This is a genomic window from Caballeronia novacaledonica, assembly GCF_900258035.1.
Taxonomy (GTDB): domain Bacteria; phylum Pseudomonadota; class Gammaproteobacteria; order Burkholderiales; family Burkholderiaceae; genus Caballeronia; species Caballeronia novacaledonica.
Genome location: NZ_OGTP01000011.1, coordinates 109038 through 130282, shown reverse-complemented (window position 1 = coordinate 130282; position 21245 = coordinate 109038). Strand labels below are relative to the sequence as shown.

Sequence of the window (21245 nt, the reverse complement as noted above, 5' to 3'; positions counted from 1 at the left end):
CCCGCGTGGGGCTTGCATATATGAGATGAATTGGATTGGTGAGCGGTGAGGGTTTACGGGAACGCACCGCAGTGAGTCGGATCGTTCGGCCAAACTTCACCCCTTTAAGGTGATGACACCCCTATAGACGTCGTTCACCCCGGTCGGTATCCTTGCTCGCAATATCGATCCCGACCATTTCATGGCCACCAAGCGCGCGAAGAAAACCGACGTAGTCAGCCCGAGTTCGGCGGAATTGCGCAAGGCGGTCGAGGCCATTGCGATACAGCCGAAGAGCGGCAAGATCACGCTGCTCACCAGAAAGCTCTTCAACGTGCTCCTCGCGGTTGCGCAGCAAGCCGACGAAGCCGGCGACACGTATCGCGCGCTGCTGTCGGATATCGTCGCGAACTCGGCGTTCGACTCGAACGATACCGCGCTTGTCAAAGAGCATCTGCGCCGCATGGTGTCGGTGCAGGTCGAGTGGAGTACGGGTACGTCGAGCCAGAAGCCCGGTCGGAAATGGGGAATTTCGACGCTGATCGCCGACGCCGAAATTCTCGAGGATCCAACGACTCGTCGCGTCTGGGTCGAATTCTCCTTCGCGCCCAAGATCAAAAAGAAGCTGCTGGATCCCGTCCAATATGCTCGCCTGAGTCTGCAGTTCCAAAGCCAGTTGCGCAGCAGCGCTGGCCTTGCGCTGTACGAGATTTGCGTGCGTTACCTGACCAATCCCAGTCATCTGACGATGCGCGAGACGTGGGAATGGTGGCGCCCGATTCTTTCCGGCACGCCCGACACAGAAGCCGGCGACGAAGCCAAGCGCGAGTACAAATACTTCAAGCGCGATTATCTGCGTCCCGCGATTGCAGAAGTGAATGCGGTGACGAACATATTCGTCGAACTGGTCGAACATCGTGAAGGGCGACGTGTCGCCGAGATTCAGTTCCGCGTGACCGAACGAAAGCAGCCGATGCTCGCGCTCGATGAACATCCGAACGTGTTCGACAGCACGCTCGTGGATCGGATGGTGAAGATTGGCATTCCGCTAAAAGACGCGCAGACGCTGTACGCGGACAGCGAAGAAAATCGCATCCGCGCCGCGTTGCAGATGACGGAGCAGCGCATGCGCAGCACGACGCTGCCGCCGGTTCGCAGCGCCGCGGCGCTCTTCAAGGACGCGCTGAAGAAGGGCTATGCGCCGCCGGTGGAAGCGCTGCCTGCTGCATCGACCGGTACCGGCATGCGCCCGCCAGTGAGCGCCACCGCCGCCGACGATCTCAAGGCTCGCTTGCTAAGCGAGTTTTCCGCCTACCGTCGCAAGGAAGCGCGCGTGCTGTACGACGAGCAAGGTGAGGAAGAACGGGAGATCGCGCGACAGTCGTTCGAGGAGGACGTGCTGCCGGGGCTGGGCACCCACATGCGCGACGATTGGCGCAAGCGCGGGCTGGATTCGAAGCTCGCCGAGACATCCTTCTTTGACTGGCTGGCTCGCAAAACCTGGGGCGAGCCTACCGATGGCGACTTGCTGGCATTTACGCTGAATCAGTCGCGCTGATTTGCGCTCAAATCGGAAGGGCTGCCGAACGACGGTTACGGCACCCCTTCGCACCATCACTCCTTGGTTCCGGCAGGCTGAAGCATGAGTTCGATCTGATGCAGCAATGCGTCACGCTTCTCCCGCGACAATCCCCGCAAACGAAGTTCGAGACGATCTTCCCCATATGACTTCAGATCGCCGACCGCAACGCCATCCAGCTTGATTTCGAGACGCTGCGCATAGCGCTGACGGCTTGGCGTCTTCGGCGTTTCCTGAGCGCTCGCGCGACCTTTGACGATGTCGGCGACCTGACGCGTACTCAGATCGTCCGAGGTGATCTTGTTGATGAGTCGCAATGTGGCATCGCTGCCGCGGGCCGTGTGATATCGCGTGATCTGATAAGCCATGTTCGAGCCGAATCGATCCGGTCGCGCGACCATCTCTTGCATGACGTTCTCGGGAAGCTTCGCGATGGACAATGCCACGGCGATCGTCGATTCGTCGAGGCCCAGGTGATCTGCCAGTTCGCGCTGGCTCTGAAAATGCTGCTCGTCGAGGAAGCGTCGCCAGACGACGGCGTTGTCGAACACGGTCTGCGAATCGCGCTGAACGTTCAGGTCATAACCCAGCTTGTAGCTCTGAATGCCGATCGGCAGATCGACGACCACCGCCTTGACCGTTTCCTTGTTCGCTCCTTTCAGCGCCCGCACACGCCGGCCGCCATCGCTGACGAAAAACGTTCCGGGGCTTTCATAGTCAGGAATGACGTGGATCGCCTGCTGTTGTCCCTGCTTCGCCAGATTGACCGCCAGTTCCGCAATCGAAGTCTTGAGATAGAAATGGCGCGGGTTGAACGGGCTAGGTTTGATCGATTTGAGCGGCAGTTCGATCACTTGACCAGCCGTATAACGATTGGCGCGCCGCCAGGCCCGATATTCATCGGACTCCGGCCCGGCATTGGTCTCGGCGGTATCTTCGGCGACGAATGCACTCGACCGGCCGTTCGCGGCAGCCTGCCCGACGTGCTGAATGTCTACGATGCCATCGATCGCATTGAGGCGATCAAGTGCCGTGCGTTTTTCGCTGCTTGTCGAATCGGGGCGAGCCTTGAAGCCCTTTGCAAACTGGGACGGTTTCATTCAGGGTCCTTTATGCGCATAAAGTCAGGAGAGCATGTCGAGGATCTCATCCGCCACGGCGCGGATCTCCGTCGCCGCCAGACGCGACCCGCGATCGCTCATTTGAAGGACAGTCACACCAAGTGCCATCGCCTGCTTGTAGCACTCGCGCGTTGGAATCTGGGTTTTCAGCAGCGGGAAGCCGAGTTCTTCGAGCGCGACCTTAAGCTCGCGCGTCAGCATTCGCTTCTCCTCCGTTTTGTTGAGGAGGAAGACGGCGCGCAAGTCTTCGTTCATCACCTGTGCTTGCTGAACGAGTTTGACGAGACCGACGCTCGACCAATAGTCCGCCGGCGATGACGACGTCGGAATCACGGCGACGCTCGCCGCGAGCAACACGACGCCGGACACCTTCTCGGTAATCGACGGCGGGCAATCCACCACGATGATGTCGTAGTCGTTTACGAATTTTTTGATCTCGCGGTGAATCTGCCCTCCCGCTTCGGAGAGATTGACGACCGGGAACGGAATTCCGCTCGCGCCATCCGAGGCGGCGCTCGACCAATGGATGAGTGTGTTCTGACCATCCGCGTCGACCACCAGCACACGCTTCTTCTTTTCGTGAAAGGCTGCACCGAGGTGCATTGCAATCGTGCTTTTGCCGACGCCGCCCTTCTGCTGCGTGATCGCTATGATTTCCGCCGCCACGTTTTGCTCCGAATTTTGAAGTTCGTTGAATTCTACATTGGCGTAGTTTTTTTTCCAGTGATAACGACAACAAATGAACTTCGTTGGCCATTCGGACGAGGTTTATGCGCATAAAGTCGGCATGAGTCCGTTCGGAAAGCGGCGCACGACTAAGCCGCGCCGCCGGAACTTTATGCGCATAAAGTCCGACCGAGCACCTCGGCGTCTCGTCATCAGCCGCAAACCAAAATCGCCTATCCTTAGCGCTGTTCAAACAGCCGCTCGTGCCGGAGCACGCCATGACCGTTCGCAATCTGGATATCCTGTTCGCACCGAAGTCGATCGCTATCGTGGGGGCCTCGTCGCGTGCGGGCAGCATCGGCGAGATGGTATGGGCGCGGATCCAGTGCGCGGGATTCAAAGGCCGCCTCTGGCCAGTCAATCCGAAACATGAATCGCTTGGCGGCGAGACCGTGTACGCCGACGTCGATGCGTTGCCCGAAGCGCCGAACGTCGCCGTGCTCTGCACACGGCCGCACACGTGGCCGGAACTCGTCGAACGTCTGGGCCGACGAGGAACGAAAGCTGTCGTGATCGTTGGCGATGCGAAGCAGCGCGGACGTTCATCGTCATCAAGTGACAAGCACCATGCCGAAGCCGACGAATGGACCGTTCGCACGCTTGCCGCCGCCCGGCCTTTCCTCCTGCGCATCATCGGGCCGGCCAGTCTCGGCGTGGTGACGCCCGCGATCGGCGCATGTCTCGGAGCGCCCGCATGCAGCGTCAAACCAGGCGGCGTCGCATGGGTGTCCGGATCGAATGCATTGACGAACGGCGTGCTCGGCTGGGCGCGCGCGCGGGGTCTCGGCTTCTCGCGTATCGTCGCGCTCGGCGATGAAGCCGACGTCGATTCCGGCGACATCCTCGATTTCCTCGCAAGCGATGCGTCGACACGCGCGATCCTCCTCGCCGTCGAAACCGTCCGCTCTGCGCGCAAGTTCATGTCCGCCGCGCGCGCCGCCGCGCGAAACAAGCCCGTCCTGGTGCTTCGCACCGGTCGCGACGATCCTTTCGATCGTCTCTACGGGGCGGCCTTCCGTCGCGCCGGACTCGTGCGTGTCGATTCACTCGACGACCTGCTCGACGAAATCGAAACGCTCGGCATCGGCCGCGTGGCCGCAAGCGATGTCGCGACCGTCATCACGAGCGACCGCGGCGTCGCGACGCTCGCGCAGGACGCGTTCGGCTCGTCAGGCGCCGATCTCGCACACTGGCCGACCGCCGCGCGCGATGCCGTGGCCGCCGCGCTGCCTCGCGCCCGCGCGGGCAACCCGCTTCTTCTCGGCGACGATGCCACGCCCGCCGACTTCGGCGCCGCGCTCGAGGCGCTGGCGTCGCATCGCGAAACCGGCACCGTGTTCGTCGTGCACGCGCCGACCCACAGCGCCCCCGTCGCGGACGTCGCGCGCACGCTGATCGCCGAGCGGCGTCACGCGTATCGCGGATTGCTGGCGTGCTTTTTCGGTTGCGTCGATTCGGCCACGCGCGACGAACTGCACGCGAACGGCATTCCAGTGCACACGACGCCGCACCGGCTCGCACGCGGTTTCGCGCGTCTCGTCGATTTCCGGCAAGGCCGCGAATTGCTGATGCAAACACCCGACGGCCTCCCCGCCGACATCCCGGAAGATATCGACGCCGCGCAGTGCGAGATCCGCAACGCGCTGGGAAACGGCATCGCCGAGTTGAACGGGGAGCGCGCGGCGCGCGTGTTCGCTCGCTTCGGCATCACGGTGAAGCCGGGACCGCCGGACTCGCTGACGAGCGACGCCGTCGAAATTCAAACGCGGCTCCTCAATCATCGTGTGTTCGGTCCCGTGTTCGAGTTCAGGGCCGAAGGCGCGCTCGGACTCGCGGACGCGCTTCACGAGTTCGCGCTGCCGCCGCTCAATCCCGTACTCTCGCGCGATCTCGTCATGCGTTCGCCGCGCTCACGCGAACTGCCCGCCGAGACGCTGCTCAATGCGCTGACCGCGCTTTCGCAACTCGTTTGCTATATCGAAGAAATCGTTGCGCTGCGGCTCACGCTGCGCGTCACGCGCGATTCGGTCGCAGTTCACGAGCCGCAGCTCACGCTCGGCGCGCATCGCAAGCCGCTTGCGATCGTGCCGTATCCGCGCAGCCTCGAAGAAACGCTCGACTGGCGCGGCATGCGCATCACCGTGCGGCCGATTCGCCCCGAGGACGAAGACGCGCACGTTGCTTTCGTCGCCGCGAATACCGCCGAAGATTTGCGACTGCGTTTCTTCGGCGCCGTGCGCAGCTTCGATCACTCGCAACTCGCGCGCATGACGCAGATCGACTACGACCGCGAGATGGCATTGATCGTCACGCGGACGAATGGCGAGGGCGCGGGCGAGACGCTCGGCGTCGCGCGCGCGATCGCCGATCCGGACAACGAGACCGCCGAGTTCGCCGTCGCCGCACGCTCGGACATGAAGGGTAAGGGATTGGGGAAGCTGCTGCTGTCGCGCATCATCGACTATGCGAAGCAGCGCGGCACGCGCTGGATGGTCGGCGAAGCCTTGCGCGAGAACGCCGGCATGATCGCGCTCGCACGCAACAGCGGCTTCGAGCTGACGAAGACCGAAGATCCGGGTGTCGTCGGTTTCAGGATGCGGCTGTGCGATAAGGCGGCACAGCCGCGCGCGGATTAGGCCGCGAGCCGGGCGAGCGCTTCGTCGATCTGCGCGCGCGAGAGCGAAAGCTCGTCGAGCAATGTTTCGGCGTACGTACTTCCGGTTTCCTTTTCGAGCCGCGCGATCGTCAACGCGCAACGCGACGTGTCCTTCAATGTCGCGATGAACGGCTTGACCGATTGCCCCGACGTGAACGCGTCGAAGAGCGGAACGCGGATGTCATCGGGCAGCGCGCGCGACGTCCACTGATACGGCTTGCCGTTGTGCGTCAGTTGCGGCGGGAGCGTGCGCTCCTTCTTGGCGGCGGGAATCAGGCCGAACGTGCGCGCCGCATCGCCGATCTGCTCGGCCGAGAAAAGCTCGTCGGGCGTGATGTCGAACTGCGCGATATACGTTTCGATCGCCTGCATCGCGGCCGCGCGATCGTCGCGCGTTTTCTGCGCGCGCGCGACGATCTCGCGCAGCTCGTCGGCTTCGTCGGACGTGATCGTGAAATTCGCCTGCTTTTGCTGAAGGTCGGTGAATCGGAGGAATTCGGAATCGGAAAGGAGTTTCGCCATCGGGAATGCGTCGAATTGAATACGGCGGCGCGCTTTACGCCGCGCGCCGGCTTTTTGAGAGGGCCGCCATTCTAACGCGCGCGGCGCGTGCCGCTCAGTCGTGCATCATCGAAAGCGATGCCGCAGCGTCTTTCAGCAACGCCGTGACATCGTCGACCGACGGCGCCACGTATTCATCGATGCGCCGCATATACGGGCAGGTGAGGGCGGCGATCGCCTGGCCCGATGGACCGAGCAGCGGAAATGTCACGTCCGTCACGCCGAACGTCTGCTGGCTGTCCTTCTTCGAATAGCCGAGTTCGCAAATCCGCCGGTAGTCCGCGTCGAGCATCGCGCGATCAAGCGCAAGCTCACCTTTGACCTTGGTGTGCTCCGCAAGCATGTGCTCGCGCTGCTCCCCGGTCTGGAAAGCGAGCATCACGCGGCCCGAGCCGGTGTCGATCAGGCCGACGCGCGAGCCGAGCCGCACCGAAATGCCCCACGTGCCGGGGCCATCCACTTGCGCGATGACGAGCAGATTGCCGCGGTCGTACACGGCGAGATGCACCGATTGCTCGGCGGAATCGGCGAAACGCTGCATCACCGGCAACGCCTCGGAAATCAGCCGGTTCATCGGCGGATGGCGATGCGCGAGCGCATAGAGCTTCAGACTCAGCGAATAGCGGTCGCCTTCGGGCGAGCGCACGACATACTGCCGCGCGACGAGCCGCTCCAGCATCCGATACATCTCGCTCGCGTTGCGCCCGAGCATTTTCGTGATTTCCGCGCGCGTCAGTCCCGACTTCTGCTCCGAAAGCAGTTCGAGGATATCGAGCCCCTTGTCGAGGGCGGGCGCCCGATAGCGGTCGGCGTCGTTGTCTTCCAGGTCCATGGGCAGTCTGAGTCGGTTCATGAATTCGCGCCGAGTTTAAGCCTTCTGTCAGTCGACGAAAACGGCTAGGGAAATTACCGACCCGTTTCGCCGCGCTTCGTCCTTGACTTCGATTTGTGCGTATATGAATAATACGTTCACTGATGAATAGATGCACCGGCAGTTTCCCGAAGCCCCACGTTGCAGTCACGAAGAACCGCACACATCAGGAGACAAACGCATGAGATTCACGAAGACACTCGCCGTAGCCTTCGCTGCGGCCGGCACCATCGGTCTGGCGCACGCCGCCGAGAGCGGCAAAGTCGGGCTCGGCTTGCCGCTGCTGACATCGCCGTTCTGGCAGTCGTACAACAACTACCTGCCGAAATACGCGAAGGAAATGGGCCTCGATATCCTCGCGCCCGTCAACTCGAACGGCGACCCCGCGCAGCAGATCACCGACATGAACAGCCTGCTCAACCTCGGCGCGAAGGGCATCGTCGTCGGGCCGCTCGACTCGGCGGCGATCAGCCGCGCGCTCGATGCTTCGTCGGCGAAGAGCGTGCCGGTCGTCGCGGTGGACGTCGCGCCGACGCAGGGCAAGGTCGCGATGGTGGTTCGCGCGGACAACCGCGCCTACGGCACGAAGTCGTGCGAGTACATCGGCGAGCACGTGAAGTCGGGCAAGGTCGTGCAGATCATGGGCGATCTGGCGTCGGTGAACGGCCGCGACCGGTCCGAGGCATTTCGCGCGTGCTTGAAGAAATATCCGTCGCTGAGTCTTCTGGAAATTCCGGCCGCATGGAAAGGCGACGCCGCCGCGACCGCGCTCGACAGCCTGCTGACCGCGAATCCCGATGTGAAGGCCATCTACATGCAAGCGGGCGGCGTCTATCTGTCGCCGACGTTGCAGACGCTGCGCCGCAAGCAACTGCTCGTGAAGGCGGGCGATCCGAAGCACATCGTGATCGTGAGCAACGACGGCATTCCGCAGGAATACGATGCGATCCGCCGCGGCGAAATTGACGCGACCATCTCGCAGCCCGCCGATCTGTACGCGAAATACGGTCTCTTCTATATCAAGGCGGCGCTCGCCGGGCAGACCTTCAAGCCCGGCCCGACGGATCACGGCAGCACTATCGTCCAGCGCGCGCCCGGCATTCTGGAGGATCAGTTGCCCGCGCCGCTCGTCACGAAAGCCAACGTCGACGACAAGTCCCTCTGGGGCAACAACATCAAATGAGCGCGCCGGTCGTGGAAGCACTCGGGCTGACGAAGCGCTACGGTTCGACGGCAGCGCTTTCCGACGTCACGATGCGCGTCTTGCCCGGCGAGTCGCATGCGCTCGTCGGGCGCAACGGCGCGGGCAAGTCGACGCTCGTCTCGATGATCACCGGCCTGCGCAAGCCCGACGCCGGCGAGATCCGCTTCGGCGGCGAGCCCGCGCCGCCGCTCGCGGATCGTGACGGATGGCGCGAGCGCGTCGCGTGCGTCTATCAGCATTCGACGATCATCCGCGAGTTGTCGGTCGCCGAGAACCTGTTCATCAACCGGCAGCACCGGCGCGGCGGCTTGATCGACTGGCGCACGATGCGTCGCGACGCTCGCGCCTTGCTCGATCACTGGAAGATCGACGTGCGCGAGGACGCGCGCGCCGGCGATCTGACCGTCGAGGCGCGGCAGCTCGTCGAGATCGCGCGGGCGCTGTCCTATGGCGCGCGCTTCATCATCCTCGACGAACCGACTGCACAGTTGGACGGCGATGAGATCAAGCGTCTCTTCAGGCGTATCGAAGAGTTGCAGACAGAAGGTGTCACTTTCCTGTTCATTTCCCATCACTTGCAGGAAGTGTACGAAATCTGTCAGGCGGTGACCGTATTGCGTGATGCGCGGCATATCGTCAGCGCACCGGTTTCGGCGTTGCCGCGCGACAAGCTGATCGAAGCGATGACGGGCGAACAAGGCGGTCTCGCCGTCACCGATGCGGCGACGCGCGCGCCTTTGCCCGCCGACGCATCGATCGCGCTTTCCGTGTCCGGGCTCTCCGGCGCCGACTACGCCGACGTCAGCTTCGCGGTGCGGCGCGGCGAAGTCATCGGCCTGACGGGCGCGACGACGAGCGGCCGCACGAGCGTCGCGGAAGCCGTCGCCGGATTGAAGGCGCAACGCAGCGGCACGATCACGGTGGACGGCCGCACGCTCGCGCCTGGCGACGTGCCCGGCGCATTGGCGAGCGGCGTCGGTTGCGTGCCGAAGGACCGGCATCGCGAAGGTCTGGTGCTCAGCCAGTCCGTCGCGGAAAACGCGTCGATGACGATCGCGCGAACACTTGGACGCTTCGGAATTGCGACGCCCGCGAAGAAAAACGCGTTCGGACGCCGCATGATCGCGGCGCTCGGCATCAAAACACCTGGGCCCGAGCACGAAGTGTCAGGTCTGTCGGGCGGCAATCAGCAAAAGGTCGTGATGGCGCGCGCACTCGCGACCGATCCGAACGTGCTCGTGCTCATCGATCCGACTGCGGGCGTGGACGTGAAATCGAAGGAAGCGCTGCTCGGCGTCGTCGAACGTGTGCGCGAGGAAGGCAAGGCGGTGCTCGTCGTCTCCGGCGAACTCGACGACCTGCGCACCTGCGACCGCGTCCTCGTGATGTTCCGTGGCGCGATCGCCGCCGAATTCCCTGCCGGGTGGCAGGACCATGAACTCATCGCATCCGTCGAAGGAGTGAGTCTCCATGAAGCATGACGTTTCCAGTTCCGCGATGGCCGGTCTGCCGATGCAGCGCCAGCGCCCGCGCATCGAACTCGCGCGGTTTCGCGATCTCGCGCTCTTGCCGGCGCTCGCGTTGCTGCTCGCGATCGGCGCGTTCGTCAGCCCGAGTTTTCTGACGCAGGCGAATCTGATCAGCATTCTCGGCGCGTCGGCGGCGCTCGCGCTCGTCGTGCTCGCCGAATCGCTGATCGTGCTGACGGGCAAGTTCGACTTGTCGCTCGAATCGACGGTCGGCATCGCGCCCGCCGTCGGCGCGATGCTCGTGATGCCGGCGGCGTCGGCGGGCTTCGGCCTCGAATGGCCGACGGCGGCCGGTCTCGCGGCGATCGTGGCGGTCGGCGCGCTGATCGGCTTCGTCAACGGCTTTCTGGTCGTGCGGCTACGGCTGAACGCATTCATCGTCACGCTCGCGATGCTGATCGTGCTGCGCGGAATGCTCGTCGGCGCGACGAAGGGCGGCACGCTCTTCGACATGCCGCAGTCGTTCTTCACACTCGCGACCACGCTGGTGCTCGGCCTGCCGGTTTCCGTGTGGCTCGCGGCGGCGGCGTTCGCCGTGGCTGCGTTCTTGCTGCGCTATCACCGCCTCGGACGCGCGCTTTACGCCATCGGCGGCAATCCGGAAGCGGCGCGCGCGGCGGGCATTCGCGTCGAGCGCATCACGTGGGGCGTGTTCGTTCTGGGCAGCGTGCTCGCGTCGATCGGCGGTCTGATCGTCACGGGCTACGTCGGCGCGATCAACGCGAATCAGGGCAACGGCATGATCTTCACGGTGTTCGCCGCAGCGGTGATCGGCGGCATCTCGCTCGATGGCGGCAAGGGCACGATGCTCGGCGCACTGTCAGGCGTTTTGCTGCTGGGCGTCGTGCAAAACCTCCTGACACTTGCGCAGGTTCCTTCGTTCTGGATTCAGGCGATCTACGGCGCGATCATCCTCGGCTCGCTGATGGTGGCGCGAATCGCGGGCGGCGAAGCGCAAAACTGAGATATCGACGATGCAAAAGCCAACCGACCCGCGCCTCATCCTGCTGAGTCCGGAAGACAACTGCCTGATCGCCGCCGCGCGTTTGCCGGCGGGCGAAACGCTGATGATCGAAGGCCAGTCGGTCACGCTCGCGACGACCATCGAACTCGCGCACAAGCTCGCGCGGCGGGCGTTGTCGAAGGACGAGAAAGTGCTGCGCTACGGCGCGATCATCGGTCACGTCAGTGTCGATGTCGCATGCGGCGAGCACTTGCATACGCACAATCTGGAAAGCGACTACATCCCCACTTACACGCACGATGCCGGACACGCCTACGTGCAGCACTGAACACTTTCAATGAACACTCCCGCACTGCAAGGCTATCTCCGCGCGGATGGCAGGAAGGGCGTCCGCAATGTCGTCGCGGTGGCGTACCTCGTCGAATGCGCGCATCACGTCGCGCGCGAGATCGTCGCGCACTTTCGTCCATCGTTCGATGACTTCGATTCCTTCGATCCGCAAGCCGAACCGCCCGTGCATCTGATCGGCTTTCCGGGCTGCTATCCGAACAGCTACGCCGAAAGAATGCTGGAACGCATCTGCACGCATCCGAACGTCGGCGCGGTGCTGTTCGTGTCGCTCGGTTGCGAGAGCATGAACAAGCACTATCTCGCCGATGTCGTGCGCGCGAGCGGGCGGCCCGCCGCCGTACTGACGATTCAGGAAAAAGGCGGCACGCGCAGCACGATCCAGAACGGACTCGACTGGGTGCGCGAGGCGCGCGCATCGCTTGCCGCGCAAGAAAAAGTGCCGATGGCGCTCGACGAGCTGATCGTCGGCACGATCTGCGGCGGTTCGGACGGCACGAGCGGCATCACGGCGAATCCGGCGGTGGGGCGCGCATTCGATGCGTTCATCGACGCGGGCGCGTCGTGCGTGTTCGAGGAAACGGGCGAACTCGTCGGCTGCGAGTTCCATATGAAGCGGCGCGCGGCGCGGCCCGAACTCGGCGACGCGATCGTCGAGTGCGTGCAGAAGGCCGCGCGCTATTACACGACGATGGGCCACGGCTCGTTCTCCGTCGGCAACGCGGACGGCGGGCTGACGACGCAGGAAGAAAAATCACTCGGCGCGTATTCGAAGAGCGGCGCGTCGCCGATCGTCGGCATCATCAAGCCGGGCGACGTGCCGCCGACGGGCGGGCTCTATCTGCTCGATGTCGTCCCCGATGGCGAGCCGCGCTTCGGCTTTCCCAATATCAGCGATAACGCGGAGATCGGCGAGTTGATCGCGTGCGGCTGTCACGTGATTCTCTTCACGACGGGGCGCGGCTCCGTCGTCGGCTCGGCGATATCGCCGGTCATCAAGGTCTGCGCGAATCCGTCGACGTATCGCAACCTGTCCGGCGATATGGATATCGACGCCGGCCGCATCCTCGAAGGCCGCGCGACGCTCGACGAAGTGGGCCGCGAAATCGTCGATGTCACCGTCGCGGTGGCGGCGGGCGCGGCGTCGAAGTCGGAGGCGCTCGGGCATCAGGAATTCATCCTGACTTACAAAACCTTCGAACCGGTCGGCCCCGCGTGTTTGCCCGGCGGCGCGGTACGCGTTACTGTGGCGGCTTGAGTTTCGCCACCTCAAATTCATTCGAGGTTTGCAGATGACAGTTTCAAGTCGACGCAAAATCGGCCGGACGGCGCTGGAAGTCACGGCGCTGTCGCTCGGCACCGCGCCGCTCGGCGGGCTGTATCACGAGTTGACGGAAGACGAGGCGCGCGCGACCGTCGATGCCGCGTGGCAAGCCGGCATCCGCTGCTTCGATACCGCGCCGCACTACGGTCACACGAAGGCGGAACATCGTCTCGGCGATGCGTTGCGACGCTATCCGCGCGGCGACTTCGTTCTTTCGACCAAGGTCGGCCGGCGCTTCGTCCCGCGCACGGCGGCCTACGACGGCAGCGAAGGCTGGGCCGCGCCGCTGCCGTTCCAGGCGATCTACGACTACACCTACGACGGCATTCTCCGCTCGTTCGAAGACAGCCAGATGCGGCTCGGCATGATCGATATCGATATCGTGCTGATTCATGACATCGGCCGCGTCACGCACGGCGAGAAAAACGCGCACTACTGGAAGCAACTCGCCGATGAAGGCGGCTTTCGCGCGCTCGAAGAATTGAAGCAGTCTCGCGGCGTGAAGGCCGTGGGCCTCGGCGTGAACGAAGGCGCGGCCGTGATGGAAGCGATGGCCGAATTCGACATCGACTGCGCATTGCTCGCGGGCCGTTACACGCTGCTCGAACAAAACACGCTCGACGATCTTTTGCCCGAATGCGAAAAACGCGGCGTGAGCATTTTGCTCGGCGGCGCGTTCAATTCGGGCATTCTCGCGCGCGGTCTCGATGCGAACGCGCACGGCGACCTCAAGTTCAACTACGGCGAAGCGCCGAAGGAAATCGTCGAGCGCGTCGGCAAGCTGGAGCGCGTGTGCCGTGCGCACGGCGTCGCGCTGTCCGCGGCGGCCATCCAGTTTCCTTATGCGCATAAAGTTGTGGCCACGGTGCTGATGGGCGCGCGCACGCCGGATGAAGTGCGCGAGAACGCGGCATCGTTCGCGACGCCGATTCCGTCCGCGCTATGGGACGCGCTGCGTGCCGAAGGTCTGCTTCACGCGAACGCGCCGGTGCCGCGATGAACATCGACTCGCATCAGCATTATTGGGATCCGTCGCGTGGCGATTATGGATGGCTCACGCCGGACATGAAGCCGCTGTATCGCGTGTTCGGTCCTGACGATCTCGCGCCGCTTCGCGAGTCTGTCGGTGTTCAACGAACCGTCGTCGTTCAGGCTGCGCCGACGCTCGATGAAACGCGCTATCTGCTCGATCTCGCGCGCCATGAAGAATCGATCGCCGGTGTCGTCGGCTGGATTCCGCTCGATTCGCCCGATGCATCGAAGTTCATCGACGAATTCGCGCCCGAGCCGAAGTTCAAGGCCGTGCGCCCGATGCTGCAAGACTTGCCCGACGACACGTGGATCGCGCACGCGCCGCGCAAGGATGCGATCGAACGCCTCATCGACCTCGACTTCGCTTTCGATGCGCTGATCTTCGCGCGGCATGTGCCGTCGCTGATCGAATTCGTGGAGCGGTATCCGAAGCTGCGCGTCGTGATCGATCACGGCGCAAAGCCGCCGATCCGCGACGGCTTGTCATCCGGATGGCAACCTTGGGCCGATGGCATCGCGCAACTCGCCGCCTTGCCGCAACGAATTCATTGCAAACTCTCCGGTCTCGCGACAGAAGCAAACGCGAACTGGACCGGCGAAACCTTGAAACCCTACGTCGCGCATCTTCTCGAACATTTCGGTCCCGAGCGCCTGATGTGGGGCAGCGACTGGCCCGTGCTCGATATGAACGGCAGTTACACTGCATGGCACAGCACGGCCCGCAACCTCACGTCGCATCTCGAAAAAGCCGACCAAGCCGCGATTTTCGGCGCGAACGCCCGCGCGTTCTATCGCCTCTGAAACGGCTGCTATACCCGGCATGTCTCAAAAACACTTTCGACTGGAGCGGTAGATGGTACAAAGACTGGCAGGCAAGACGGCGCTGATCACGGCGGCGGGACAAGGCATCGGGCTCGCGACGGCCGAGCTTTTCGCGGCGGAGGGCGCGCGCGTGATCGCCACGGACATCCGCACGGGATCGCTCGAAGGCAAGCCGTTCGACGTGCGCACGCTCGACGTGCGAAATCCGCAAGCGATCAACGCGCTCGCCGACGAAATCGGCGCGATCGACGTGCTCTTCAACTGCGCGGGCTTCGTGCACGCCGGCTCGATTCTCGAAGCGAGCGAGGAAGACTGGGATTTCGCCTTCGACCTGAACGCGAAGGCGATGTATCGTACGATTCGCGCGTTCCTGCCGAAGATGCTGGAAAAGGGCGGCGGCTCGATCATCAACATGTCGTCGGCGGCGTCGAGCGTGAAGGGCGTGCCGAACCGCTTCGTGTACGGTGCGTCGAAGGCGGCGGTGATCGGGCTCACGAAGTCCGTCGCGGCCGATTTCGTCACGCGCGGCGTGCGCTGCAACGCGATCTGTCCCGGCACGGTGGAGTCGCCGTCGCTGAAGGACCGCATCGCGGAGCAGGCGAAGGCGCAGGGCGCGAGCGTCGATCAGGTTCACGCGGCGTTCGTCGCGCGCCAGCCGATGGGACGCGTCGGCCGCGCCGAAGAGATCGCGGCGCTGGCGCTGTATCTCGGATCGGACGAATCGTCGTTCACGACGGGCCAGATTCATGTCATCGATGGCGGCTGGTCGAACTGACCAACCGCGCATTCTTTATCCGAACCAGGAGGATCAAACCAGATGAAACTGCTTCGTTACGGCCCCAAGGGTCAGGAAAAACCGGGTTTGCTGGACGCCGAGGGCAAGATTCGCGACGTGTCGAAGATCGTCGATGACATCGCCGGCGCGACGCTGACCGAAGCGGGCCTGGCGAAACTGCGCGCAGCCGATATCGCGTCGCTGCCCGTCGTCGATGGCAATCCGCGCATCGGGCCGTGCGTCGGCCGGGTCGGCAAGTTCGTGTGCATCGGCCTGAACTACGCGGATCACGCCGCCGAATCGAACCTTCCCGTGCCGACCGAGCCGGTCATCTTCGGCAAGTGGACGAGCGCGATTTGCGGCCCGAACGACGACGTCGAAATTCCGCGCAACTCGGTCAAGACCGACTGGGAAGTCGAGCTCGGCGTGGTGATCGGCAAGGAAGCGAAGTACGTCGACGAAGCGAACGCGCTCGACTACGTCGCGGGCTATTGCGTCATCAACGACGTCTCCGAGCGCGAATGGCAGCTCGAACACGGCACGCAATGGGACAAGGGCAAGGGCTTCGACACGTTCGGCCCGATCGGTCCGTGGATGGTCACGAAAGACGAAGTCGCCGATCCGCAGAAGCTCGATTTGTGGCTCGAAGTCGACGGCAAGCGCTATCAGAACGGCAACACGAAGACGATGGTCTTCACGGTCGCGCAACTCGTCGCGTATCTGTCGAAAGTGATGAGCCTGCAGCCGGGCGACGTCATTTCGACGGGCACGCCGCCGGGCGTCGGCATGGGCGTGAAGCCGAATCCGGTGTATCTGAAGGCCGGCCAGACGATGAAACTCGGCATTCAGGGCTTGGGCGAGCAGACGCAGAAGACGGTCGCCGCGCAGTAAGCGCACGCGTGCGGCAAACAAAAAACCTCGCCACGGCGAGGTTTTTTGCTTTGGAGGACGGGGATTGAGGAATCAGGCGTGAAAAACCGGTTCGGTGGAGACGCCTTCGCCGATGCGCGTAATCGTGCCCTGCGCGACCGCGACGAGCCGCTCGGCGCCGCCATCGGTGACGAATACGTCGCACTGGCAGGTCGCCTGCGTCATGCCCGCGTGAACGACGCGCGCGCGGGCCATCAGCGTGCCTGAAACGGCCGGCCGCAGATAGTTGATCTTGTATTCGCCCGTGACGACCTTCGGCCCGAGCCGCAGCGCGCCCGCAAAGGTCAGCGCGTTGTCCACGAGATAACTCACCACCCCGCCATGTACGTAGCCGTGTTGTTGCCTCAGCTCGTCCCTGATCGTGAGACACAGCGTGAGACTCGCTGAATCGACCTGCATCAGCTTGGTTCCGAGCAAGGCGCTGAACGGTTGCGCATTCAGCGCACCGCGCGCGATATCGACTATTTCGGCCATTCGGACACTCCTTGGTGGGTTCGGTGCCGTCCTGCAAAGACAATAGGAAGCGTTCGGCCGCACTGCAAGGAAGTCACGCAAAAATTGTGCAATGGTGCGTTTCGGCTGGCGTGCGTCATTGGTGTAGACCCATCTCGAGGCAAACGATTCAAGCTTTCCGGCCCGACTGCCGTAAACCCGCACTGTCCCCGCAGCAGCGGGCCTAAATTTGGAAAGCGTGGGTGCCAGTGATGTTCGGAAAGATCAAGGTTTCATCGGGTTTGCTCGCAGTTCTGGTGGTGTTCTGTCTCTTTCAACTGGTGACCGAAGGGCTCGGCTTCTGGTCGCTCTCGCGCACGCATGACGACGTCGGCAGCCTGTCCGATATCGCCTTGAAGCAGGTCAACGCGGTCAACAAGACCACGCAGCATCTGATGGACGCGCGCATCAATCTGTCGCGCGCGGGCACGCGCATGGTGCGCGGCGGCACCGAGCCGACGGAAATCGTGCAGCACGCGCGCGAGCAGATCGCGGCGGCGGACAAGTCGTTCACCGCGTTCCTGAACGCGCCGAAGACCGGCGACGAAAACACGGCGCGCACGACCGCGCTGCAGGCGAAATACGCCGAATACTCGAAGGCGCTGAGCGAGCTCGTCCAGTATCTCGACGCCGGCAATATCCAGGCGTTCCTCGATCAGCCGACGCAGGGTTTCCAGGATCGCTATCTCGCGGAACAGCAGAATTTCGTCAATTTCGGCGATGAAGCGGGCCGCGGCTATCTCTCGTCGATCGACACGCGCTACGCGTGGTTCCGCGCGGTGGGCATCGTGATTCTGGCGGCGCTCGTCGCGGGCATCGCGCTCGTGCACGTCGCGCTGCGCCGTGGCGTGATTCAGCCGCTGGAAGAGGCGGGCCGCCATTTCGAACGCATCGCGAAGGGACGTCTCGACGAGCGCATCGAAGATCGCGGCACGAACGAAATCGGCCGCCTTTTCGCGGGTCTCGCGACGATGCAGGCGAGCGTCGCGAGCACCGTGAAGACCGTGCGCGAGACGTCGGATTCGATCAATTTCGGCGCCGATGAAATCGCGAGCGGCAACGCGGATCTGTCCGCGCGCACGGAGAATCAGGCGGCGTCGCTCGAAGAAACCGCGTCGAGCATGGAAGAACTGACCGCGACGGTGCGTCAGAACGCCGAACACGCGCGCGAGGCGAACACGCTCGCGGGCGAGGCGCTCAATGCGACATCGCGCGGTTCGAGCGTGGTGGACGATGTCGTCGAGAAGATGCGCGGCATTGCGTCGAGTTCCGACAAGATCGCGGAGATCATCTCGGTCATCGACGGTATCGCGTTCCAGACGAATATCCTCGCGCTGAACGCGGCGGTCGAGGCGGCGCGCGCGGGCGAGCAGGGACGCGGCTTCGCGGTCGTGGCGGGCGAAGTGCGCGGCCTCGCGCAGCGCTCGGCGCAATCGGCGAAGGAGATCAAGGAACTGATCGGCGAATCGGTCGCGCAGGTGAGCGACGGCTCCGTGCTCGTCGAGCGCGCGGGCGCAGCGATGCGCGAAGTATCGACGTCGATTTCACGCGTCACGCAGATGATGGCGGAGATCAGCGCCTCGTCGCTGGAGCAGAGCGTGGGCATCGAGCAGGTCAATCAGGCCGTTACGCAGATGGACGAGATGACCCAGCAGAACGCGGCGCTCGTCGAAGAGGCCGCGGCGGCCGCGTCGTCCTTGCACGAACAGACGCGGCAACTGAAGGCGGCTGTCTCGGTGTTCCAGCTCGCCTGAGTCGGCTCAGAGCGGCAATGCCGCGTACGACGTCGCGAGGTGATACGGCGTCGTCGACGGCATTTCCGCGCGGATGATGTCGCCCTGCGCCGAGCGGCATTCGACCCAGCCGGTTTCATGCAGAAAGCGCGCGCGAAAGCGCTCGATCTGCCCGCCGAGCGCATCGCCGCGCGTGGCCAGCGCGCGCAGATACTCCGTCTGCGCCCAGATGCGCTGCGTGCCGTCGATCACATTTCCGGCTTCGTCGATGGCGGCATACACACCGCCCGTTTCCTTGTCCACGCCGCGCTGCTGCGCGAAATCGAACGCGCGCGCGAGCCCCGCGTTGAGCCCGGCCGCCTCGAACGCCGGATGCCCGCTTCCGAGCGCCAGGAAATACCACTCGAACTGATGACCCGGCTCCAGCCGGTTGCCCGCCGCGCCCATCGGCAATTCGGCGATGGAACCGCTCTGCGCATGCACGAATGTATTCGCGACGGATTGCGCGAGTTGCGCGAGACGCTTGTCGTAGGCGGCGTCGCCGGTTGCTTCGCGCGCGGCGAGCCACGCTTCGGCGAGATGCATCAGCGGGTTCTGCAACGGCGTTTCGATCGTTGCGCCGAAATCTTCGGACAGCGCCGCGTTCAGTAGATCGCCGTCGCCCGAAAAGCGCGCTTCGACGAGCCGCGACGTTTCATCGAGCAGCGCGAAGGCGTCGGCGGAACCGCTTTTCTTCGCGTAATGCGCGCACGCGAAAACGACGAACGCATGCGTGTACAGATCTTTCTGACGCTCGAGCGGCGCGCCGCTTGCATCCACGCTATAGAACCAGCCGCCGTTCCGCTTGTCCTGAAAATAGTGCCGCAGCGATTCGAACAGCGTCGCGGCGTGCGCGAGATCGCCGGCTTCCGAGAACACGAATAGCTGGCGCGCGCAGGCCATCGCGCGATAGCGCTTCGGCGGCAACGGCGTGTGATCGCCCGGCGCGACGGCTTCATGCGCGAGGCCGAGCGCCGCGTTGAAGCCGCGCCCGCGCCAGATGGGCAACACGACGTTCGCGTAATGCGCGCGCAACGGCGCGGCGGATTCCGGGTTCGTCGATGGCGTGCGCGACGAATCGTTTGATTGCTGATCCTGCATAGGAACACCTGATTGTTTCGATGGGCGCGCGGCCGTGCGAGGCCTGCGCAACTGGAAAGCATAGCAAACGCGGCCCGGCGCGCGATGCGTCTTTGAGCCTCTCGGCGCGAGGAGAACACAACATGCCGGTTTCGCGAGAACGATGCGGCCTGAAATCGCCTGAAGGTTGCTGGTTTGCGCGCGCAGCCATGCGACAATGCGGCCTCTCGAAATCATCGCCAGAGCGCTGGTGTGCCTTGCGCGCCGGTGATAAACGCCGCCGCCTTTCGAACCTATGCCAGATTCCGCAGTAAAGAGAGATTCCGACGCGCGCCGGCGTGCGGCGCAAACGCATCAATCGCAGGCCACGCGAGCCAGTGTCGACACCGAAAAGAAACTCGCCCGCGCCGCGCGCTCGGCGCAGCGCCTCGCGCAGTTGAGCGAAGGTGCGCGCGGCGGCGCGACGCTCGACCTGTTCGCCGAAGACGCCGAACGCGCGCACGTTCAGGCGATGAACACCGATATCCGCCAGGGCACATTCGAAGGTTTCGAGTTGCCGGACGTGTTTCTCGCGGCGGTGCAATCGAATGGCGCGACGGCGTCGCCGGGCGGCAATGCGGCCGATTCCGCTGTCGCGAAACGCGCGGCGCGCGGGAGCCTGGCGTCGGTCGAGCCGGCGCCGGGCCTGTTCCAGGACGATCTGCCGAACGTCGATGCGCCGCAGCCGGACGAGCGCCAATCCGCCGTGAAGACCGCAGCGATCGCCGCTGCCGCGACGCGATCGGCGAACATCAGCACGTGCGTCGCGCCGGAGAGCGCATCGCCGTCGCCGGCCGTGCTCGCTTCGGCGCTGATCGCGAGCGACCGACGCGATCGACGCGATCGCGGGGAACGCATCGCCGCCGAGCCGCTTGCGAAGACCAGCGCCCCCGATGCCGCCGCGCCTGAACTCGACCGCGCCCGCGCAACAGCCTTCGCGGACACGATCGACGCGCTCTACGCGGTGATCGCCGAGCAGCGCACGTCCGCCGCCGCCCACGCGCGCCGCATGAAGACGATGCTGACGATCATCGTCTGCGTGATGCTCGTCACGGTGGCGACGGGCATTGCGCAGACGGCCGTGCTGCTGCGCATGAGCCGCGACGGCAAGCTGCAGCAGGACCGCACGGAGCAGTTGATGCTCAACCAGCAGGCGACGCTCGCCTCGCTTTTCGACACCGATTCGGCGACCGTCAGCATGCACCGCGATTCCGCCGACGCAGCGCCGGTGCAGCCCGTCAGCGCCGCGCAGCCCGATTCCGCGCCGAAAAAGCACGCGCGTCACGCGCACCATCGCGCCACTTCTTCGGCGCACTGATCCCCGCTGTCACATTCGCGCGACACCCCGCCGTGCGGCGGTGTGTCGCGTTTTCGCTCGTCCTGGCGATCGGAGCCGTTCGTATGGGCTTCTCCGGGTTGACCCTTTTTTTCGAGCAAGCCA

18 protein-coding genes and 2 pseudogenes are annotated in these 21245 nt (G+C 64.0%); 13 read left to right on the top strand and 7 right to left on the bottom strand.

The window, feature by feature from the left end; all coding sequences use genetic code 11:
- The first annotated feature begins 181 nt into the window (after positions 1–181).
- On the top strand, positions 182–1537 hold the full coding sequence (locus NOV72_RS17465; RefSeq protein WP_106855856.1) for a replication initiation protein: 1356 nt from the start codon (positions 182–184) through the stop codon (positions 1535–1537).
- A gap of 56 nt (positions 1538–1593) precedes the next feature.
- Here the strand turns inward: NOV72_RS17465 and NOV72_RS17460 are convergent.
- The 3 genes and pseudogenes from NOV72_RS17460 to parA all read right to left on the bottom strand — a co-directional run.
- Positions 1594–2475: pseudogene (locus tag NOV72_RS17460) on the bottom strand (ParB/RepB/Spo0J family partition protein); the annotation flags it as partial.
- A 77-nt stretch (positions 2476–2552) separates the two neighbouring features.
- A pseudogene (locus NOV72_RS33140) lies at positions 2553–2658 on the bottom strand (ParB/RepB/Spo0J family partition protein); the annotation flags it as partial.
- Between the two features lie 24 nt (positions 2659–2682).
- Positions 2683–3345 (bottom strand): ParA family partition ATPase, encoded by a 663-nt coding sequence (parA, locus tag NOV72_RS17455; protein WP_106855854.1) that lies wholly within the window; start codon positions 3343–3345, stop codon positions 2683–2685.
- 278 nt (positions 3346–3623) lie between these two features.
- On the opposite strand from parA, the gene NOV72_RS17450 reads away from it, so the two are divergent.
- Positions 3624–6041: a GNAT family N-acetyltransferase gene (locus tag NOV72_RS17450; RefSeq protein WP_106855853.1), complete on the top strand. Its 2418-nt coding sequence runs from the start codon at positions 3624–3626 to the stop codon at positions 6039–6041.
- Here the strand turns inward: NOV72_RS17450 and NOV72_RS17445 are convergent.
- Together NOV72_RS17445 and NOV72_RS17440 are read right to left on the bottom strand one after the other, a co-directional pair.
- The gene (locus NOV72_RS17445; RefSeq protein ID WP_106855852.1) at positions 6038–6583 is read right to left on the bottom strand and encodes a hypothetical protein; all 546 of its coding nucleotides are present in this window, start codon (positions 6581–6583) and stop codon (positions 6038–6040) included. The two genes, NOV72_RS17450 and NOV72_RS17445, sit on opposite strands and share 4 nt — an antisense overlap.
- Before the next feature lie 94 nt (positions 6584–6677).
- Positions 6678–7454 (bottom strand): IclR family transcriptional regulator, encoded by a 777-nt coding sequence (locus NOV72_RS17440; protein ID WP_106855851.1) that lies wholly within the window; start codon positions 7452–7454, stop codon positions 6678–6680.
- Between the two features lie 220 nt (positions 7455–7674).
- Here NOV72_RS17440 and NOV72_RS17435 point away from each other — a divergent pair, with 220 nt between their 5' ends.
- Genes NOV72_RS17435 through NOV72_RS17395 form a run of 9 tightly spaced genes read left to right on the top strand, consistent with a single transcriptional unit; the run spans position 7675 to position 16382 of the window.
- Positions 7675–8676, top strand: a complete 1002-nt coding sequence (locus NOV72_RS17435; protein ID WP_106855850.1) for a sugar ABC transporter substrate-binding protein — start codon at positions 7675–7677, stop codon at positions 8674–8676.
- Positions 8673–10178 carry a sugar ABC transporter ATP-binding protein gene (locus tag NOV72_RS17430; protein ID WP_106855849.1) on the top strand — a complete coding sequence of 502 codons (1506 nt, stop codon included), beginning with the start codon at positions 8673–8675 and terminating at the stop codon, positions 10176–10178. Before NOV72_RS17435 ends, NOV72_RS17430 begins: the two co-directional genes overlap by 4 nt.
- Entirely contained in the window at positions 10168–11190 is a 1023-nt protein-coding gene (locus tag NOV72_RS17425) for an ABC transporter permease (protein ID WP_106855848.1), read from the top strand. Before NOV72_RS17430 ends, NOV72_RS17425 begins: the two co-directional genes overlap by 11 nt.
- 10 nt (positions 11191–11200) lie before the next feature.
- Positions 11201–11518: a UxaA family hydrolase gene (locus NOV72_RS17420; protein WP_106855847.1), complete on the top strand. Its 318-nt coding sequence runs from the start codon at positions 11201–11203 to the stop codon at positions 11516–11518.
- A gap of 9 nt (positions 11519–11527) precedes the next feature.
- Positions 11528–12796: a UxaA family hydrolase gene (locus NOV72_RS17415; protein WP_106855846.1), complete on the top strand. Its 1269-nt coding sequence runs from the start codon at positions 11528–11530 to the stop codon at positions 12794–12796.
- Positions 12797–12830: 34 nt separating this feature from the next.
- Entirely contained in the window at positions 12831–13862 is a 1032-nt protein-coding gene (locus NOV72_RS17410; RefSeq protein ID WP_106855845.1) for an aldo/keto reductase, read from the top strand.
- Complete coding sequence (locus NOV72_RS17405) at positions 13859–14695, top strand: amidohydrolase family protein (RefSeq protein WP_106855844.1); 837 nt, start codon at positions 13859–13861, stop codon at positions 14693–14695. Before NOV72_RS17410 ends, NOV72_RS17405 begins: the two co-directional genes overlap by 4 nt.
- A 52-nt stretch (positions 14696–14747) precedes the next feature.
- Complete coding sequence (locus NOV72_RS17400; protein ID WP_106855843.1) at positions 14748–15491, top strand: SDR family oxidoreductase; 744 nt, start codon at positions 14748–14750, stop codon at positions 15489–15491.
- 42 nt (positions 15492–15533) lie between these two features.
- Complete coding sequence (locus NOV72_RS17395; protein ID WP_106855842.1) at positions 15534–16382, top strand: ureidoglycolate lyase; 849 nt, start codon at positions 15534–15536, stop codon at positions 16380–16382.
- Positions 16383–16454: 72 nt separating this feature from the next.
- On the opposite strand, the gene NOV72_RS17390 is transcribed toward NOV72_RS17395, so the two are convergent.
- The gene (locus NOV72_RS17390; RefSeq protein ID WP_106855841.1) at positions 16455–16895 is read right to left on the bottom strand and encodes a PaaI family thioesterase; all 441 of its coding nucleotides are present in this window, start codon (positions 16893–16895) and stop codon (positions 16455–16457) included.
- A gap of 230 nt (positions 16896–17125) precedes the next feature.
- On the opposite strand from NOV72_RS17390, the gene NOV72_RS17385 reads away from it, so the two are divergent.
- On the top strand, positions 17126–18667 hold the full coding sequence (locus NOV72_RS17385) for a methyl-accepting chemotaxis protein (RefSeq protein WP_106855840.1): 1542 nt from the start codon (positions 17126–17128) through the stop codon (positions 18665–18667).
- 6 nt (positions 18668–18673) lie between these two features.
- On the opposite strand, the gene NOV72_RS17380 is transcribed toward NOV72_RS17385, so the two are convergent.
- Positions 18674–19786, bottom strand: a complete 1113-nt coding sequence (locus NOV72_RS17380; RefSeq protein ID WP_106855839.1) for an AGE family epimerase/isomerase — start codon at positions 19784–19786, stop codon at positions 18674–18676.
- Positions 19787–20060: 274 nt separating this feature from the next.
- On the opposite strand from NOV72_RS17380, the gene NOV72_RS17375 reads away from it, so the two are divergent.
- Positions 20061–21122: a hypothetical protein gene (locus tag NOV72_RS17375; RefSeq protein ID WP_106855838.1), complete on the top strand. Its 1062-nt coding sequence runs from the start codon at positions 20061–20063 to the stop codon at positions 21120–21122.
- The last annotated feature ends 123 nt before the right edge of the window (positions 21123–21245 follow it).

Excerpts from the sequence above, each read along its gene's own strand:
- NOV72_RS17390 (WP_106855841.1), bottom strand. The coding sequence starts at position 16,895 with ATGGCCGAAATAGTCGATATCGCGCGCGGTGCGCTGAATGCGCAACCG.
- NOV72_RS17430 (WP_106855849.1), top strand. The coding sequence starts at position 8,673 with ATGAGCGCGCCGGTCGTGGAAGCACTCGGGCTGACGAAGCGCTACGGT.
- NOV72_RS17395 (WP_106855842.1), top strand. The coding sequence starts at position 15,534 with ATGAAACTGCTTCGTTACGGCCCCAAGGGTCAGGAAAAACCGGGTTTG.
- NOV72_RS17450 (WP_106855853.1), top strand. The coding sequence starts at position 3,624 with ATGACCGTTCGCAATCTGGATATCCTGTTCGCACCGAAGTCGATCGCT.
- NOV72_RS17425 (WP_106855848.1), top strand. The coding sequence starts at position 10,168 with ATGAAGCATGACGTTTCCAGTTCCGCGATGGCCGGTCTGCCGATGCAG.
- NOV72_RS17440 (WP_106855851.1), bottom strand. The coding sequence starts at position 7,454 with ATGGACCTGGAAGACAACGACGCCGACCGCTATCGGGCGCCCGCCCTC.
- NOV72_RS17405 (WP_106855844.1), top strand. The coding sequence starts at position 13,859 with ATGAACATCGACTCGCATCAGCATTATTGGGATCCGTCGCGTGGCGAT.
- NOV72_RS17445 (WP_106855852.1), bottom strand. The coding sequence starts at position 6,583 with ATGGCGAAACTCCTTTCCGATTCCGAATTCCTCCGATTCACCGACCTT.
- NOV72_RS17465 (WP_106855856.1), top strand. The coding sequence starts at position 182 with ATGGCCACCAAGCGCGCGAAGAAAACCGACGTAGTCAGCCCGAGTTCG.
- NOV72_RS17420 (WP_106855847.1), top strand. The coding sequence starts at position 11,201 with ATGCAAAAGCCAACCGACCCGCGCCTCATCCTGCTGAGTCCGGAAGAC.
- NOV72_RS17400 (WP_106855843.1), top strand. The coding sequence starts at position 14,748 with ATGGTACAAAGACTGGCAGGCAAGACGGCGCTGATCACGGCGGCGGGA.
- NOV72_RS17415 (WP_106855846.1), top strand. The coding sequence starts at position 11,528 with ATGAACACTCCCGCACTGCAAGGCTATCTCCGCGCGGATGGCAGGAAG.
- NOV72_RS17375 (WP_106855838.1), top strand. The coding sequence starts at position 20,061 with ATGCCAGATTCCGCAGTAAAGAGAGATTCCGACGCGCGCCGGCGTGCG.
- NOV72_RS17385 (WP_106855840.1), top strand. The coding sequence starts at position 17,126 with ATGTTCGGAAAGATCAAGGTTTCATCGGGTTTGCTCGCAGTTCTGGTG.
- NOV72_RS17410 (WP_106855845.1), top strand. The coding sequence starts at position 12,831 with ATGACAGTTTCAAGTCGACGCAAAATCGGCCGGACGGCGCTGGAAGTC.
- NOV72_RS17380 (WP_106855839.1), bottom strand. The coding sequence starts at position 19,786 with ATGCAGGATCAGCAATCAAACGATTCGTCGCGCACGCCATCGACGAAC.
- NOV72_RS17435 (WP_106855850.1), top strand. The coding sequence starts at position 7,675 with ATGAGATTCACGAAGACACTCGCCGTAGCCTTCGCTGCGGCCGGCACC.